The organism is Bilifractor sp. LCP21S3_A7, from assembly GCF_052118825.1.
GTDB lineage: Bacteria > Bacillota > Clostridia > Lachnospirales > Lachnospiraceae > Bilifractor.
In genome coordinates this window covers 1-13528 of the sequence record NZ_JBQKGL010000015.1, presented here as the reverse complement: position 1 = coordinate 13528, position 13528 = coordinate 1, and the positions used below count along the sequence as shown (strand labels likewise).

Below are 13528 nucleotides of genomic sequence, written 5' to 3'. Positions count from 1 at the left end.
TTACTTTGTGGCGAGGAGGCAGAGCAGAGCCGTAATAATCGTGAAGGTTGTCACAATCCTGGTCTCAGACCATCCACAAAGCTCGAAATGATGGTGAATCGGCGTCATCTTGAAGATCCGTTTTCCGTGGGTCAGCTTGAAATACGTTACCTGAAGCGCTACAGACACCAGCTCAAAAGCATAGATAAATCCGACAATCGGAATGTACAGCGGCATCTTCATCATATACGCGCTCCCGGCAACAAAGCCGCCCAGCGCCAGAGATCCGGTATCTCCCATGAAGATCTTCGCCGGATAAGCGTTGAACAGAAGGAATCCCATCAGAGAGCCGACCACAGCAAAGGTAACGGGCGTGATTCCGCCGGAAAGCATCATCGACGATACCGAGAAGAACAGTGCAACCACAATCGTGACGGAGGATGCAAGCCCGTCCAGACCGTCGGTGAAGTTTACACCGTTCACCGTCGCGAGAATCACAAGAAAAGCGAATGGAATACTGAAGGCCCCGAAATCGACAGATGCCGCTGTGTTGAACGGAACGAGCATGGAAAGGGAAACACCGTACACATGCACCATCACATACAGAAAGACGGCGGTCACAACAAATTCAAGAATCAGCTTCTGCCATGCAATAAGTCCGTCGGAACGGTGAAGTACCACCTTCAGAAAGTCATCCAGAAAGCCTACCAGTCCGAAGCCAAAGGTCAGTATCATGATCGGGACGATGGCCGGCTCTGACCGGAAATAGAGAAGCGCCACCACAAGAATTCCCGCGATAATCGCAATACCGCCCATCGTCGGTGTTCCCGCCTTCTTCAGATGAGATGCAACGCCCTCCTTCCGTTCTGTCTGATCTACCTTTTTGCGATTCAAAAAAGGAATCAGCAGTCCTGTGCAGACCGCAGTCACCAGAAACGCTATAAATACCGGTAAAAATTCAATCCATCTCATATTCTGTCTCCCACTCCTGATTTCATATGATAACTGACCGGCGCCCCGAAAAAGCCCGGTCAGTTAACACTCCGACTATTTTTTCGCAGTCCTTGTGCCGTACACATATATTACATAATTTGCGCATCCTGTCAACCGCCTGCGGGATATATTCCATTACTGATTCTCCGCCAGGTAATTTGAAAGGTCTTCATTGCTGACGCCATCGGTAAAGTAATCGTTCCCGCTCTCGGTATCCTCCGAACCGATGTCCACGGTCGGCAGATCCGTTCCATCCTGTGCCGTTCCTACGGTTGTATCATTGCCAGTCACAGTTTCTCCCGCCTCCGTCGTAGACGCATCCGTCTCTCCATTTCCAGAAGGTGTGGCATTTCCGGAAGCTGAACCTCCCGTTGTCGTATAAATCGGGCCATTCTCGCCAATCGAGAACTCCTTGTTGATCATTTGCGCAGTAGTTACAAAGCCTGTCTCGACATCTGAAGCAGTGTACCCGTCTTCATCCGGGAAGATATTCATATATGGAAGAAGCTCCGTGAAGATGTTCCGGGCAATGCTTTCGGCGTAGCATGAAGATTCCTGATTCTCTGCGTTCGGCTCATCAACCGTAACATAGACCACAACCTTCGGATCGTCAAGCGGCGCAAATCCGATAAAGGAAAGAATATACTTGTTGTTGCCCCGCGGAAGCGTCTCTGCGGTTCCTGTTTTTCCTCCCATGCTGTAGCCCGGAATTTTTGCCACATAGCCGGTTCCGCCATACTCCATTATCGTTCCCATGGCCTCCCGGACCTTCTCACTCACCGCCTCGGTGTTCGTCCTTCTTTCAAGAACCGGGTTAATGGTCTGAACCACAGCACCATTTTCATCCGTGATCTGCTTAACGACGTGCGGTTTATAATAATAGCCGCCGTTGATGGCTGCGGAGATCGCAGCGGCCTCCTGAATCATCGTTACAGTGAATCCCTGCCCGAAGGAGGATGTTGCCAGCTCGACCGGTCCCATGGTATCCGCGTCAAACAGGAGGCCCGAGCTCTCCCCGGGAAGATCTATGCCGGTCTTCATGCCGAAATTAAAGATGTTGTCGTATTTGAGGAAGTTCTTCTCGCCAATCAATGCGCCAATCTGCATCAGCGCATCGTTGCAGGAATACTTCACTACCTCGTCAACCGTAACCTGCCCGTGAGTGCCCTCGCAGGCAATATATTTATCGGCCACCTGCTGTCCCCCGTCACAGATAAAGGTGGAATTATCATTCAGAACTCCGGTCGTGTATCCCTCTGCGACAGTGATCGGCTTGTAAACCGATCCCGGCTCAAAAGCATTTGATATGGTAAAGTTCTGCCACAGATTGCTCAGAGCATCCATCATATCGTCATTGCTCATCTTCTTGATCTCTTCCTCGGAATAGAAAGGAGTCAGATCACGCGGGTTATTCAGGTCATACCATTTATCGGAATCCAGGCCCAGAACTTCTCCAGTGTTCGGATCCATCACAACGACACCTACATTTTTTGCGCCGTTATTCTTCTCTTCATTATCTGCCTGCTCATTCTCATACGCTTCCAGCGCGTCACGGATAATCTGCTGGACATTAACATCGATCGTGGATACGACGTTATCCCCGTCCTTCGCGGCAATAGTAGACTGCTCTACATCCGCGTTATCGGTGTAATATCCATACTGTCTTCCGTCGACTCCGTTGAGAATGTCTGAGTAGTATCCTTCAATTCCCCAGTCCGCGGTTGTGCCGTCATAGGTAAAGCCGATCGTGTCGCAGGCAAGCGAATTCAGCGGATACGTCCGGACATAATTTTCTTCAAACCAGACTCCCTTGATGTCTTCCCTTTCTTCCTTCTCCTCATCGGTGAGTTTCGCATTTTCCTCACTGGTCACATCTGTGTATTCTTCGAATTTTTGCTTGTCCGTGATGGACAATCCTTTCTTCAGAATCTGATACTGGCTGTTCTTTGTCTCATCATCCGTAAGCAGCTTACGAATCGAAGCCTCATCAATTCCCAGAACATTGACAAGTGCCTTTACCGTAGGCTCCAGATATGTCTGGCTGGAAGTCCCGTCCAGACCGTTCACCTCAGTATTCACGACCTTACAGTCCAGAATGACATTGTACTCCTTCTCACTTGAGGCCAGAATTGTCCCGTTCCGGTCTGTAATATCTCCTCTCCGATAAGGAATCGTCGAGCTCGAGTACTGCTGCTGTGCCTGTGTCTGCACGATTCTTTCATACCGCTCTCCCTGAGAGGCGTTGATATAAGTAATCCGAAGGGCAAGCCCCGCCAGGCATAGGACAACCAGAAGGAACAGACCCACAAGTTTTCTGCTCGTCCTGTGTCCGATCCGGCGCTGACGCATGCGTCGCTCTCTTCTCTTTTCCAGACGTTCTCTTCGATTCGTTCTTCTGCTCAAATCAAATCTCCTTTTTCAGGCGCACAGATCTGTCTTTTCCCGGGAAAAGCAGTCCCTAAATATACTTTTCTGTGCAAAAAACATCAGAACCATATGAACTAATCTGGGAAGCCGCGGATACGCACTGTCTGACGACAGCGGCGCGTCTTCTCAGATCAATTCACATGGTTCTGAAATTATAACATAATAATGTCTGCCTGTCTCGTTTTCCATTCAGCATCCCGGATCCATCGGCGATTCGCAGTCGTTTTTCTCTCCCGACTCATCCGAATCAGCCATCGTCTTCCGATAAGTTCTGGTACTGACGCACATAGCTCTCATCCTCTGCGCTGTAATAACGAATCTGGGATTCCGTTGCGTAATGCATATTCAGCTTATTCAATGCCGTATCTTTCACATCATCCATCGACAGTGATGCCATGGTTTCCTTGTAATATGCGTCATTATCCGCTTTAAGCTGACTGAGCGCATTCTGCATCGAGGCGATTTCCTCTGTCTGATTGGTCAGATCAGAGCGGAGCTGCAGATAATGAATGCAGAGAAAAACCGTGACGATACATACTGCGGAAAGAAAAAGAACATATCCGGCGCTCATATTCTTCGCCCTGGCGCGGTTGCTCTTTGTCCGCTCACTCACCTTCGGCTTTACCTCCTCAATAATGTCCTCCTCTGTCTCTTCCTCGAAACTTCGGACGGCATTACCGTCTTCATATGATTCCTGCAGTCTGTAGTACTTTGCCGAACCCGATTTTATCGAATTTACCCTTCGTTTTGCATTTGTATATGATTTCGTATTTCTTCTGGCCATTCCTGCTATCCTGTATTCAGGGAAATCATCCTGCGCTTCGCTTCTCGAATACCCTGAGCTTGGCACTCTTCGAGCGGGGATTTTCTTCCATTTCTTCTACCGACGGAACGATAGGCTTTCGTGTAACTACAAAACCTTTTGACTTTCTTCCGCATACACAGACCGGAAACTGCGGAGGACAGATACACGGGTTTTCATTTCTTTTGAAAATGTTCTTGACGATGCGGTCCTCCAGAGAATGAAACGTAATCACACAGATTCTTCCGCCCTCATTCAGCAGACCGATCATGCTGTCCAGCGAATCTTTCAGAACATCAAGTTCACCGTTAACCTCTATACGGATCGCCTGAAACGTCCGCTTCGCCGGATGTCCGCCTGTCGCTCTCATTCTGGCCGGAATAGAGGCCTTGATGATACCGGCAAGTTCTCCGGTTGTCCGGATCGGTTTTTTCTCCCGCTCCAGACAGATATGTTTGGCGATATTCTCGGCAAATTTCTCCTCACCATAATCACGAATCACTTGATACAACTGCTCTTTGCTGTAGGTGTTTACGACCGTATAAGCAGAAAGCTCACGCCTCTGGTCCATTCTCATGTCCAGTGGGGCGTCTGCCCGGTAGGTAAATCCACGGCTTGAATCATCCAGCTGGTGCGAAGATACACCAAGATCCAGCAATATACCGTCTGCGCCGGCAATGCCCTGATCTGTCAGCATGCTTTTCATCTCGTGATAGTTGCCCCGGAGAATCGTTACCCGATCCTTATATTCCATAAGACGATTCCCGGCCGCCTCAATCGCGTCAGCATCCTGATCAATCCCGATGAGTCTTCCCCCACCTGTAAGACGCTTGCAAACTTCAAACGCGTGTCCGCCACCCCCTAATGTGCCGTCCACGTAGATTCCGTCAGGCTTAATATTCAGATTCTCGATGGTCTCATTTAACAATACCGATTTATGACTGAATTCCATATCCCAGCTCCTGCATCAGACTTCAGATTGACACTCCAATATCCTGCAGTCCCTTCGCAATGGCATCCATGTCTTCGTAATCGTTGTTATCCGCCCACCGGTCCTTGCTCCAGACTTCAATGCGATCCAGGTTCCCGGCCAGAATCACATCCTTTTCCAGACCTGCATATTCCCGCAGCGTACCCGGCACGAGAATTCTCCCCTGCTTGTCCAGTTCACAGCCTGTTGCTCCGCTGACAAAGAAACGGGTGAAGGTTCTTGCATCTTTACTTGTAAGTGGCAATTCGGCCAGTTTCTCCTCGAAGGCTTTCCATGATGCAGCCGGATAGATTGACAGACACCCATCCAATCCTCTTGTCAGGACAAAGTTCTCCCCAAGCTCCTCCCTGAACTTGGATGGGATGATCAGTCTTCCTTTGCTGTCAATTGTATGGCTGTACTCACCCATGAACATAGAAACAATAACCTCATTCGTGATCGTGGCAGAGAGTCCTCCACTTCCTCCCCAAGAAGTGTTCTGGTCTCCCTTTTCCACCACAATTCACCACAAATCACCACCTATGTTCCCATTTTAGTCTTGCGCCCCCTAAAAATCAACCGGTTTTCGCGAAAATTATGTGAAAAAACCGGCCCCGTTACAGGGCCGGTCTATCTTGTGTTTCGTGTCAACTCTGACACATGATGTAGCGGATGTGCCACTTTCGGTCAGCATCCGCCTTGTCGTAAGTGAAGCGGCGCGCCGGAACATTGCCCCGGAAGGCGATAGCAATGATCAGCCGCCGGAAATCCTGTACATCGTGCCATTCACCGGAGCAATGACGGCATCCTGTTACAATGCGGCTATGATTCCGGCCGCTCCGAGAAATTCTGTCAAAGGCAATGCCTCCTTCGCATCAATTTCTACTGTCAAATTTGAAATATCAGGAATCAGCTCACGTCATCTTCTTTTGTCAATTCGGAATATCCGGAATCAGCTCCACATAGTACTGATCAAATTTATCCTTTAGTTTCTCCCGAATCGCGTCACGAATCAGATGCAGATGACGCAAAACCACAACATCCGACTCGCTGTCAATGTAAATCTCCACCCATGTCTTTCGTCCGGTCTGGATAACCTCGAGGAAGTTAATATCACATGAATATTTCCGCAGCTCCTCCTCAGCTACCGCACGTACCTCCTCAACGGTTTCCGGCGGCGCCGAGAACAGCAGAAGATTACGGGTATTCGCCGCAATTTCCCGAATCGGACGGATGATCAGGACAATCGCCATCACCGACGCAATCACCGGATCCATGTAGGGCGTGACAAATGCATACGGCGTTTTTTTCAGGAAAATAGTCAAAAGAAAGGCCAGCGCAAGTCCTGCGCTGGTATATACATAAATTTTCCAGGAGTAGATCTCCGCCTCGATGATCATGGACTCATACTTGCGGCTGAGGTGCTTCAGAACCAGGCACATCGCCAGCGTGCCGATGCTCGAAATCATCTCATACAGAAAGACGGCACCGGCATCGATCATCTGCCCTCCGCCGATTATTGTGCGGATATTGTCGTACAGAAGATCGATATCCACAATTACCAGAGCGAGGTACTTCATGATAATAAACAGCGACTCCACCTGTCCGTACCCGTACGGATGCCGTTCCGATGCCGGCTTATAAAGAAACGGAATCAGAACCATCAGCGGTCCGATGAGAATCACGTCGACGAAATCGAAGACAAAGTCCATCAGAACCGCTCTCGAACCCGCGATCAGAAAAATCAGGAACTCGGCGGCAGCAAATGCCACTGTCCCGATAAAAGAGATCCGCATCGCGACCTTTTCAATTTTCAGTTTTTTCTCCTGCATACACAGATGTCTCCAATTTATACCAGCTCACTATACCAGCTCACCGATCACCGGCATCTCAGGCTCCAGGGCTCTTTCAATCCAAATGTGCTCAGTCATCTGCTCCGGCGGTGCCGGCCATTACGCCAGCAAGAACGCTGTCGTGGGCCTGTTTTTCAAAAGCATCCTCCAGCGGCTCCAGATCAAAGCTTCCATATTTCCGTTCCAGCGCCGTTTTCAGCAGGAAATCACAGAACTCCGGGTTCTTCGGCAGCACCGGCCCATGGCTGTAGGAACCGAAAACATTCCTGTAATGCACGCCCTCTGTTCCATCCTCTCCATTGTTTCCATAACCCTTCAAAACCGTACCGAGCGGTTTCACGCCCTTGCCCAGATATGTTCTGCCGCTGTGATTTTCAAAACCGACAACCGTGCTTCCGCCACAGGAGGCATCCAGCCGGAAGGCATAATTATCAATCATCCGGGTGCTTCCGCCCCTGGTATAAAAATCAACTGCGCCCAGGAACTCACATCTGACTCCGTCATAGGTTTCATAGTAATGTCCGAGCATCTGGTAACCACCGCAGATACACAGAAATGTTTTTCCGTCCTCAATGGCTGAACGGATCGCGTCCGCCTTTCCTGCCTTCAGGTCCTTCAAAAGAACCTCCTGTTCAAAGTCCTGGCCGCCGCCGATAAAGAACAGATCATATTGGGAGAGATCCTCATGATCTCCAAGGCCGACCCGCGTAATGCTCGCGTCAATGCCTCTCCACTCCAGCCGTTTCTGCATGCACCGGATATTTCCGCGGTCTCCGTACAGATTCAGCACTTCCGGATAGAGATGGCAGATTTTCAATTCACTCATAGCTCAACCTTCCTCTCCTTGTCAGCCTTTCCAGAATTCCTGTTTCCCGGTAATCGCTCCGAGCGCCGCCCGAAGAGAAAGCATGGATGTATAATTCGGAAGAATAAATACCGGAACCGTGCTTTTCTTCAGCTTTTTAATCAGCGCCGCATTATCTGACACCTTCTCTACGTCCTCTTCCTCAGCGTCCGCGTACTTCAGCCTCAGGCGCATGTCGTCCGCTCTGTCTCCCAGAACGAAAGCATGCATCATATGCGGATCCCGACAGACCTTTTCAAAATCCGCATCCCAGATCCAGGAGATATCATGTCCGTCCGCAGTCCGGTCATTCAGGCAGAAGACCGCCTGGTAATCCTCACCGAGTCCGGAGAGATAAGACAAGGCCTGATTGCACCCGGCCGGATTCTTCACCAGAATCATCTGGACCGGAACTTCTCCGAGCCGGAAGGTTTCCATTCTTCCGAAACTGCTGTGCACATCCGCCAGTGAAGCGATGATCTCCTTACGTTCAAAGCCCGCTGCCTGATACGCGGCAATCGCTGCTGCACCGTTATAGATATTATAGACAGCCGGGAGCCCGATTGTGACCTCCTGCTCCGTCTCTGCGGCGGTGTCTCTGCCCTTGCCTTCCTCTGCCCCGGCAGTGTTGCTTCTGTCCCTGCCGCCTTCTGTCCCGTCGGCTGTTCCTCTGATCCTGCCATCTTCTGCGGCGGCGTCCGTACTCCCGTCTGCTCCGAACCGCATCCGCACAACACTTCCTGAGGAAGATACCTTCTCGATCCCGGTCACGGCAACCCCCGGACGGATCCTGCGGTATCCGCACTTCGGACAGCGGAACCCTCCCAGATGCGCATAGGTATGGTAATCATACTCATACTCTGTGCCGCACCGGATACAATATCTTGCGTCAGAAATCTCCACATTTTTCTGTTCTCCGACAGGACAGTCGATACCGAAATACGTCACCGGGTTCGGAACGCCGAGCGCCAGAGATGCCGTCAGGGAATCATCGGCGTTCAGGCAGAGAATCGCGTCCGGAACCAGGCGGATTCCCTTACGTATCTCCTCAAGTGTATGCATGACCTCACCGTACCGGTCAAGCTGATCGCGGAACAGGTTCGTCACGACAATCACCTTCGGATGTATCCTCGGAACCACCTGCTTGAGGGCGCCCTCATCGCATTCAATCACTGCATAGTGCTTTTTCGGTCTGCCTGTCGCCGTCGCGTTCGAGGTAAACTCCGCTGTGACGCCAGGAAGCAGATTTGCCCCGGACTTATTCGCAAGCACCTCTCTGCCGCTGCCCGAAAGCGCGTGATCGATCATATTCGAAGTCGTCGTCTTCCCGTTTGTTCCGGTCACCACAATGATTTCCATGTCCCGGGAAACCGTCTCCAGAATATCACCATCGATCTTCATAGCCAGCCGGCCCGGCGTCGTCGTACCTCCACGGTGCATCATCCGGAGAGCCGTCCTCGATGCCTTGCATGCCCCGACGGCAAGCATGGTTTTTAAAAGATTTGCCATAGTTCTTCTTCCTTATTATATAGTCATGAAAGTACACTTCCCCGTGCAGGTAAGGTGCCTTTTCCCCTGAATAAACGTAAAAAACAACCTTACCATAGCACATGCCCCACACGTTTTCAAGATTTCAGGACGTGATTATTATTTCACACAATCCTTTCATTTCCATGTTAAAATAAAACCGCAGAAAAAAACGTGTATGCCATAATCCAAAACACAGAACATACAGAAACGAGGAACACCATATGGAAATTGAGAGAAAATGGATGGTAAAGGGGTGGCCGGAGAAGCCCCTCCCTCTTCTTTTTGAATATCGGATGCGTCAGGGATATCTCTCGGTCACGCCGACCGTCCGGATCCGGGAGGAATCCAGAAGCGGAGGAGATACGGATTATATTCTCTGCTTCAAATCCTCAGGGACACTTGCCAGAAAGGAGATCGAGCTTTCCATCTCAGAAGACAAATTCCGACAGCTGGAGGATCTCATCCATCTCCCACTGATCCCGAAAATCCGGAGGACATATCTGCTTTCGGACGGCAGCCATCTTGAAGTAAATCATGTCGACGAGGGACAGAAAACGGAATTCTGGTACGCTGAAATCGAATTCCCGACCGTGGAAGCTGCTCTTTCCTGGAAACCGGAAGATGCGGATCTTTCCGCCTATCTCAATGACGAAGTCACCGGAAAGCCCGGTCAGAGCATGGGTGCCTACTGGGTTCAGACAAGATGCACTGACACGACAGACGCCGGGCTTAAGCCGCAGAGTGCGGATACGAAGGACGCCGGGCCAAAACCGCAGAGTGCGGATACGAAGGACGCCGGGCCGGAGCCGCAGACCACGGATACGAAGGACGCCGAGCCGAAGCCGCAGACCGCGGATACGGAAGACTCCGTTTACGGAAAATATAAATCCGCGCTGAAGTTTGTGATGGACAGCATGACCGACCGCATCCGCGCCTATAACGACAGTTTTCGTTCCGAAAAGGGCGAAGGTATCTATGAACATCTCAGTGCCAGGATCAAGAGCGAGGAAAGCATGCGTGAGAAATGCAGACGGAAAGGTTTGCCCGAGACACCCGATTCCGCGCTCAATGTCATCACTGATGCAATCGGTATCCGCATCGTGACCCGATTCATCGACGACATCTACGCCATCATACGTCACCTGAAAGCATCCTCTGATCTGACTGTTATAACAGAAAAGGATTACATCCGAAACGCCAAGCCAAACGGTTACCGGAGTTACCATATGATTCTGAAGGCTGCCGTTCCGTATGAGGATGTCCGAGGAAATTTCCCGGGAGAATACTATGTCGAGATTCAGCTCCGGACCATTGCGATGGACATGTGGGCAAGTCTTGAACACCAGCTCAAGTACAAGCAGAACATATCCAATGCTTCGATGATCACCTCTGAACTGAAGCGGTGCGCGGATGAACTAGCATCCTGCGACGTCTCTATGCAGACGATCCGCGCTCTGATCAACGAAGGCTCCGCTAAAGAGCAGTAAGACAAAGAGCCCGTCTGCCTGACATGCATCAGACCCGATGGAAATTTCAGGCCTGTCAGGCACCTCATGCCCGATCATGAGCATCCCGGACCCGATGGGCGACGCAGCAAGATAACAGCAGAAAGGAGCCATATAGATAGAATGAAATTATTACTGACAGAAGATGAACCAGATCTCTCCCGCGCACTGGTCGCGGTTCTTTCACACGCAGGTTACGAAATTGACGCAGTTTATGACGGTGAAGCAGCCGTACAAAAAGCAGCGGCTGCCCCTTATGACTGCATGATCTTTGACATCATGATGCCGAAGATGGACGGTATCGAAGCCCTGAGGGTTCTGCGGAGTCGTGGCAACGTGACGCCCGTCATCATGCTCACGGCGAAGGCAGAAATTGACGACCGTATCACCGGTCTGGACGCCGGTGCCGACGACTATCTGACCAAACCCTTTGCAATGGGCGAGCTTCTCGCCCGGATCCGCTCACTCACCCGCCGCTCCGAGTCCTACACCCCAAAGCAGCTTCGCCTCGGAGATGTCACGCTGAATACCGATGAGCAGGAGCTCTCCAGTCACAACTCCATACGCCTGGCCGGCAAAGAGACAAAGATGATGGAATTTTTCATGCTGAACGCAGGAAAAGAGCTGACGACGCAGGAACTCCTCGACCATATCTGGAGCGATAATACTGATAAGGATCCGGAGATCGTATGGGTATATGTCTGCTATCTGCGCAACAAGCTTCAGGCAATCCGGGCAGATATCGAAATCGCCGGTGAACACGGCGGAACCTACGTGCTGCGTCAATTCAGATAATCAGCGAAGCGGGCCGACCGCCCCAGGCACGTAAATAAACGCGCAAGCGGCACGTAATGGAATGTGTCCCGGCAGCGAGCCACACCCGCTGACACAAAGTGTGAAGCGGTGGGGTGAACGCAAAGTCGGTTATCTGTGGGATTGCGGGAGTGCAAAGCGCGGAGCAATTCCGCAGCTTATACTGTATGTGGCGCAATTTATCGTATGGCATTTTACTTTGAAAGGGAGTCCGGAATGATCAAGAAATTACAGCACCAGTTCATCCTTTATTCTACCCTTGCCATCATCATCCTGATGGTTCTTCTGCTCATCCCCGTCAACCTGTTCAATTATCTGAACAGATCGTCCGATATACACGATGAGCTGCAATATATCGCGGACAACGGCGGCGAGCTTCCATCCATCACGCTCAATGAATACAAGGATTATCTGAAAAAGAACGATCCGGATTACCACGATTACGACGCCTCCCCGGATGTCTCATCGGAAAGCGGTACGGTATCCGGCTCTTCGTCTTCGACATCAGGAGAAACCGGTATCACCATCAACATCAACTCTATTCTGTACAGGCTTCGCGAATATTTCCGTGCTCTGAAAATCGGTCCGGACAGCACAAAGACAGAATATCTGGAGCTGACCCCCGAGAGCAGCTATCAGATCCGGTATTTTTCCGCAATCTTTGACGCAGAGGGTCACATTCTCACCATGAAAAACGACCATATTTCCTCTCTCACAGAGGAAGAAACCCGCAGCTTTGCCGAATCCTGCTATGCATCTGGTCAGAACAGCGGAATGATCCATTACAACCAGATGATCTATTCCTATTACGGACAGCCCGCTGAAGACGGAACCTATATTCTCGTTTTCATGGATTCCACAAACGATTATCGTTCTTTTCAGATGTTCTCCCGGTACTCGATCATCTTCGCCATATTCTGCACGATTGTTTTTCTGATTATCATCACCTTCATCTCGCGGAAAGTCGTACAGCCCATCGCCCGCAACATCGAAAGCCAGAAACAGTTCATCACCAATGCCGGACACGAGCTGAAGACGCCGCTCACTGTGATCTCCGCCAATGCCGAGGTCCTGGAGATGATCAACGGAAAAAATGAGTGGACCACCAGCATCCGCAACCAGGTTTCCCGCCTGACCGGACTTGTGAACAACCTGATCACACTTACCAGGATGCAGGAAACCAGTTTCAAGCATCCGGAAGACATGAATCTGTCAGCAGTCTCAAGACAATCCGCAGAAAACTTCCGGCCGGTCATCGAACAGCAGGGCAAGCATCTCGAAACCGTGATCGACGACGAGCTTCACTTTACCGGAGATCAGAGTGCACTCTCAGAGCTGTTCAATATCCTACTGGACAACGCCGCGAAATATTGTGACGAAGGCGGCACCGTCTTCCTCACCCTGCACCCGAGAAATCACGGCAAGGGCATCCACCTCACCGTAACCAATACCTACGCAGATGGCGAAGGTACAGATTACACCCGCTTTTTCGACCGTTTTTACCGCGAGGACACCTCACACAACAGCAAAAAATCCGGCTACGGCATCGGTCTTTCCATGGCAAAGCAGATCGTAGAAAACCATCACGGCAAGATCTTCATCAGCTACAGGAAACCGGATATCTCCTTCCACGTAACTCTTTGAGACTTTTCCCGGCTGAAGAAGGCAGCAGATTCCTGACAACTGCCCGCCTGTTCACACAATCGCCGCCACCCGTGAAACGGGTGGTTCGGTCCGGGCTATAAGCCCGTGTTGCTAGGCCAGCGTCTCAAGGCGCTGGCTTTCACTTTATGGCTACGGGAAGTTTCTTTG

At 50.8% G+C, this 13528-nt stretch carries 11 protein-coding genes; 3 read left to right on the top strand and 8 right to left on the bottom strand.

Annotated features, from left to right (window positions below):
• The 8 genes from mraY to ACTQ1O_RS12375 all read right to left on the bottom strand — a co-directional run bounded on the left by mraY (position 1) and on the right by ACTQ1O_RS12375 (position 9377).
• On the bottom strand, positions 1 to 951 hold the full coding sequence (mraY, locus tag ACTQ1O_RS12410) for a phospho-N-acetylmuramoyl-pentapeptide-transferase (RefSeq protein WP_441098773.1): 951 nt from the start codon (positions 949 to 951) through the stop codon (positions 1 to 3).
• A gap of 156 nt (positions 952 to 1107) precedes the next feature.
• Positions 1108 to 3375: a peptidoglycan D,D-transpeptidase FtsI family protein gene (locus tag ACTQ1O_RS12405; protein WP_441487528.1), complete on the bottom strand. Its 2268-nt coding sequence runs from the start codon at positions 3373 to 3375 to the stop codon at positions 1108 to 1110.
• 271 nt (positions 3376 to 3646) lie between these two features.
• Complete coding sequence (locus tag ACTQ1O_RS12400) at positions 3647 to 4183, bottom strand: hypothetical protein (RefSeq protein WP_441098775.1); 537 nt, start codon at positions 4181 to 4183, stop codon at positions 3647 to 3649.
• Between the two features lie 25 nt (positions 4184 to 4208).
• Entirely contained in the window at positions 4209 to 5153 is a 945-nt protein-coding gene (rsmH, locus tag ACTQ1O_RS12395; protein WP_441475665.1) for a 16S rRNA (cytosine(1402)-N(4))-methyltransferase RsmH, read from the bottom strand.
• Between the two features lie 22 nt (positions 5154 to 5175).
• Entirely contained in the window at positions 5176 to 5607 is a 432-nt protein-coding gene (gene mraZ, locus ACTQ1O_RS12390) for a division/cell wall cluster transcriptional repressor MraZ (RefSeq protein ID WP_441487576.1), read from the bottom strand.
• A gap of 496 nt (positions 5608 to 6103) precedes the next feature.
• Positions 6104 to 7003, bottom strand: a complete 900-nt coding sequence (locus ACTQ1O_RS12385; RefSeq protein WP_441475666.1) for a cation diffusion facilitator family transporter — start codon at positions 7001 to 7003, stop codon at positions 6104 to 6106.
• Between the two features lie 91 nt (positions 7004 to 7094).
• Positions 7095 to 7850, bottom strand: a complete 756-nt coding sequence (locus tag ACTQ1O_RS12380; RefSeq protein ID WP_441475667.1) for a type 1 glutamine amidotransferase — start codon at positions 7848 to 7850, stop codon at positions 7095 to 7097.
• A 21-nt stretch (positions 7851 to 7871) separates the two neighbouring features.
• A complete protein-coding gene (locus ACTQ1O_RS12375) occupies positions 7872 to 9377 on the bottom strand; it encodes a MurT ligase domain-containing protein (RefSeq protein WP_441487527.1) in 1506 nt (501 codons plus the stop codon).
• A gap of 242 nt (positions 9378 to 9619) precedes the next feature.
• Between ACTQ1O_RS12375 and ACTQ1O_RS12370 the strand changes: the two genes are divergently transcribed.
• From ACTQ1O_RS12370 to ACTQ1O_RS12360, 3 genes are all read left to right on the top strand, one after another.
• Positions 9620 to 10885 carry a hypothetical protein gene (locus tag ACTQ1O_RS12370; RefSeq protein WP_441487526.1) on the top strand — a complete coding sequence of 422 codons (1266 nt, stop codon included), beginning with the start codon at positions 9620 to 9622 and terminating at the stop codon, positions 10883 to 10885.
• 141 nt (positions 10886 to 11026) lie between these two features.
• Positions 11027 to 11698, top strand: a complete 672-nt coding sequence (locus tag ACTQ1O_RS12365) for a response regulator transcription factor (protein WP_441487525.1) — start codon at positions 11027 to 11029, stop codon at positions 11696 to 11698.
• A 234-nt stretch (positions 11699 to 11932) separates the two neighbouring features.
• Complete coding sequence (locus tag ACTQ1O_RS12360; protein ID WP_441487524.1) at positions 11933 to 13360, top strand: sensor histidine kinase; 1428 nt, start codon at positions 11933 to 11935, stop codon at positions 13358 to 13360.
• Positions 13361 to 13528: the final 168 nt, after the last annotated feature.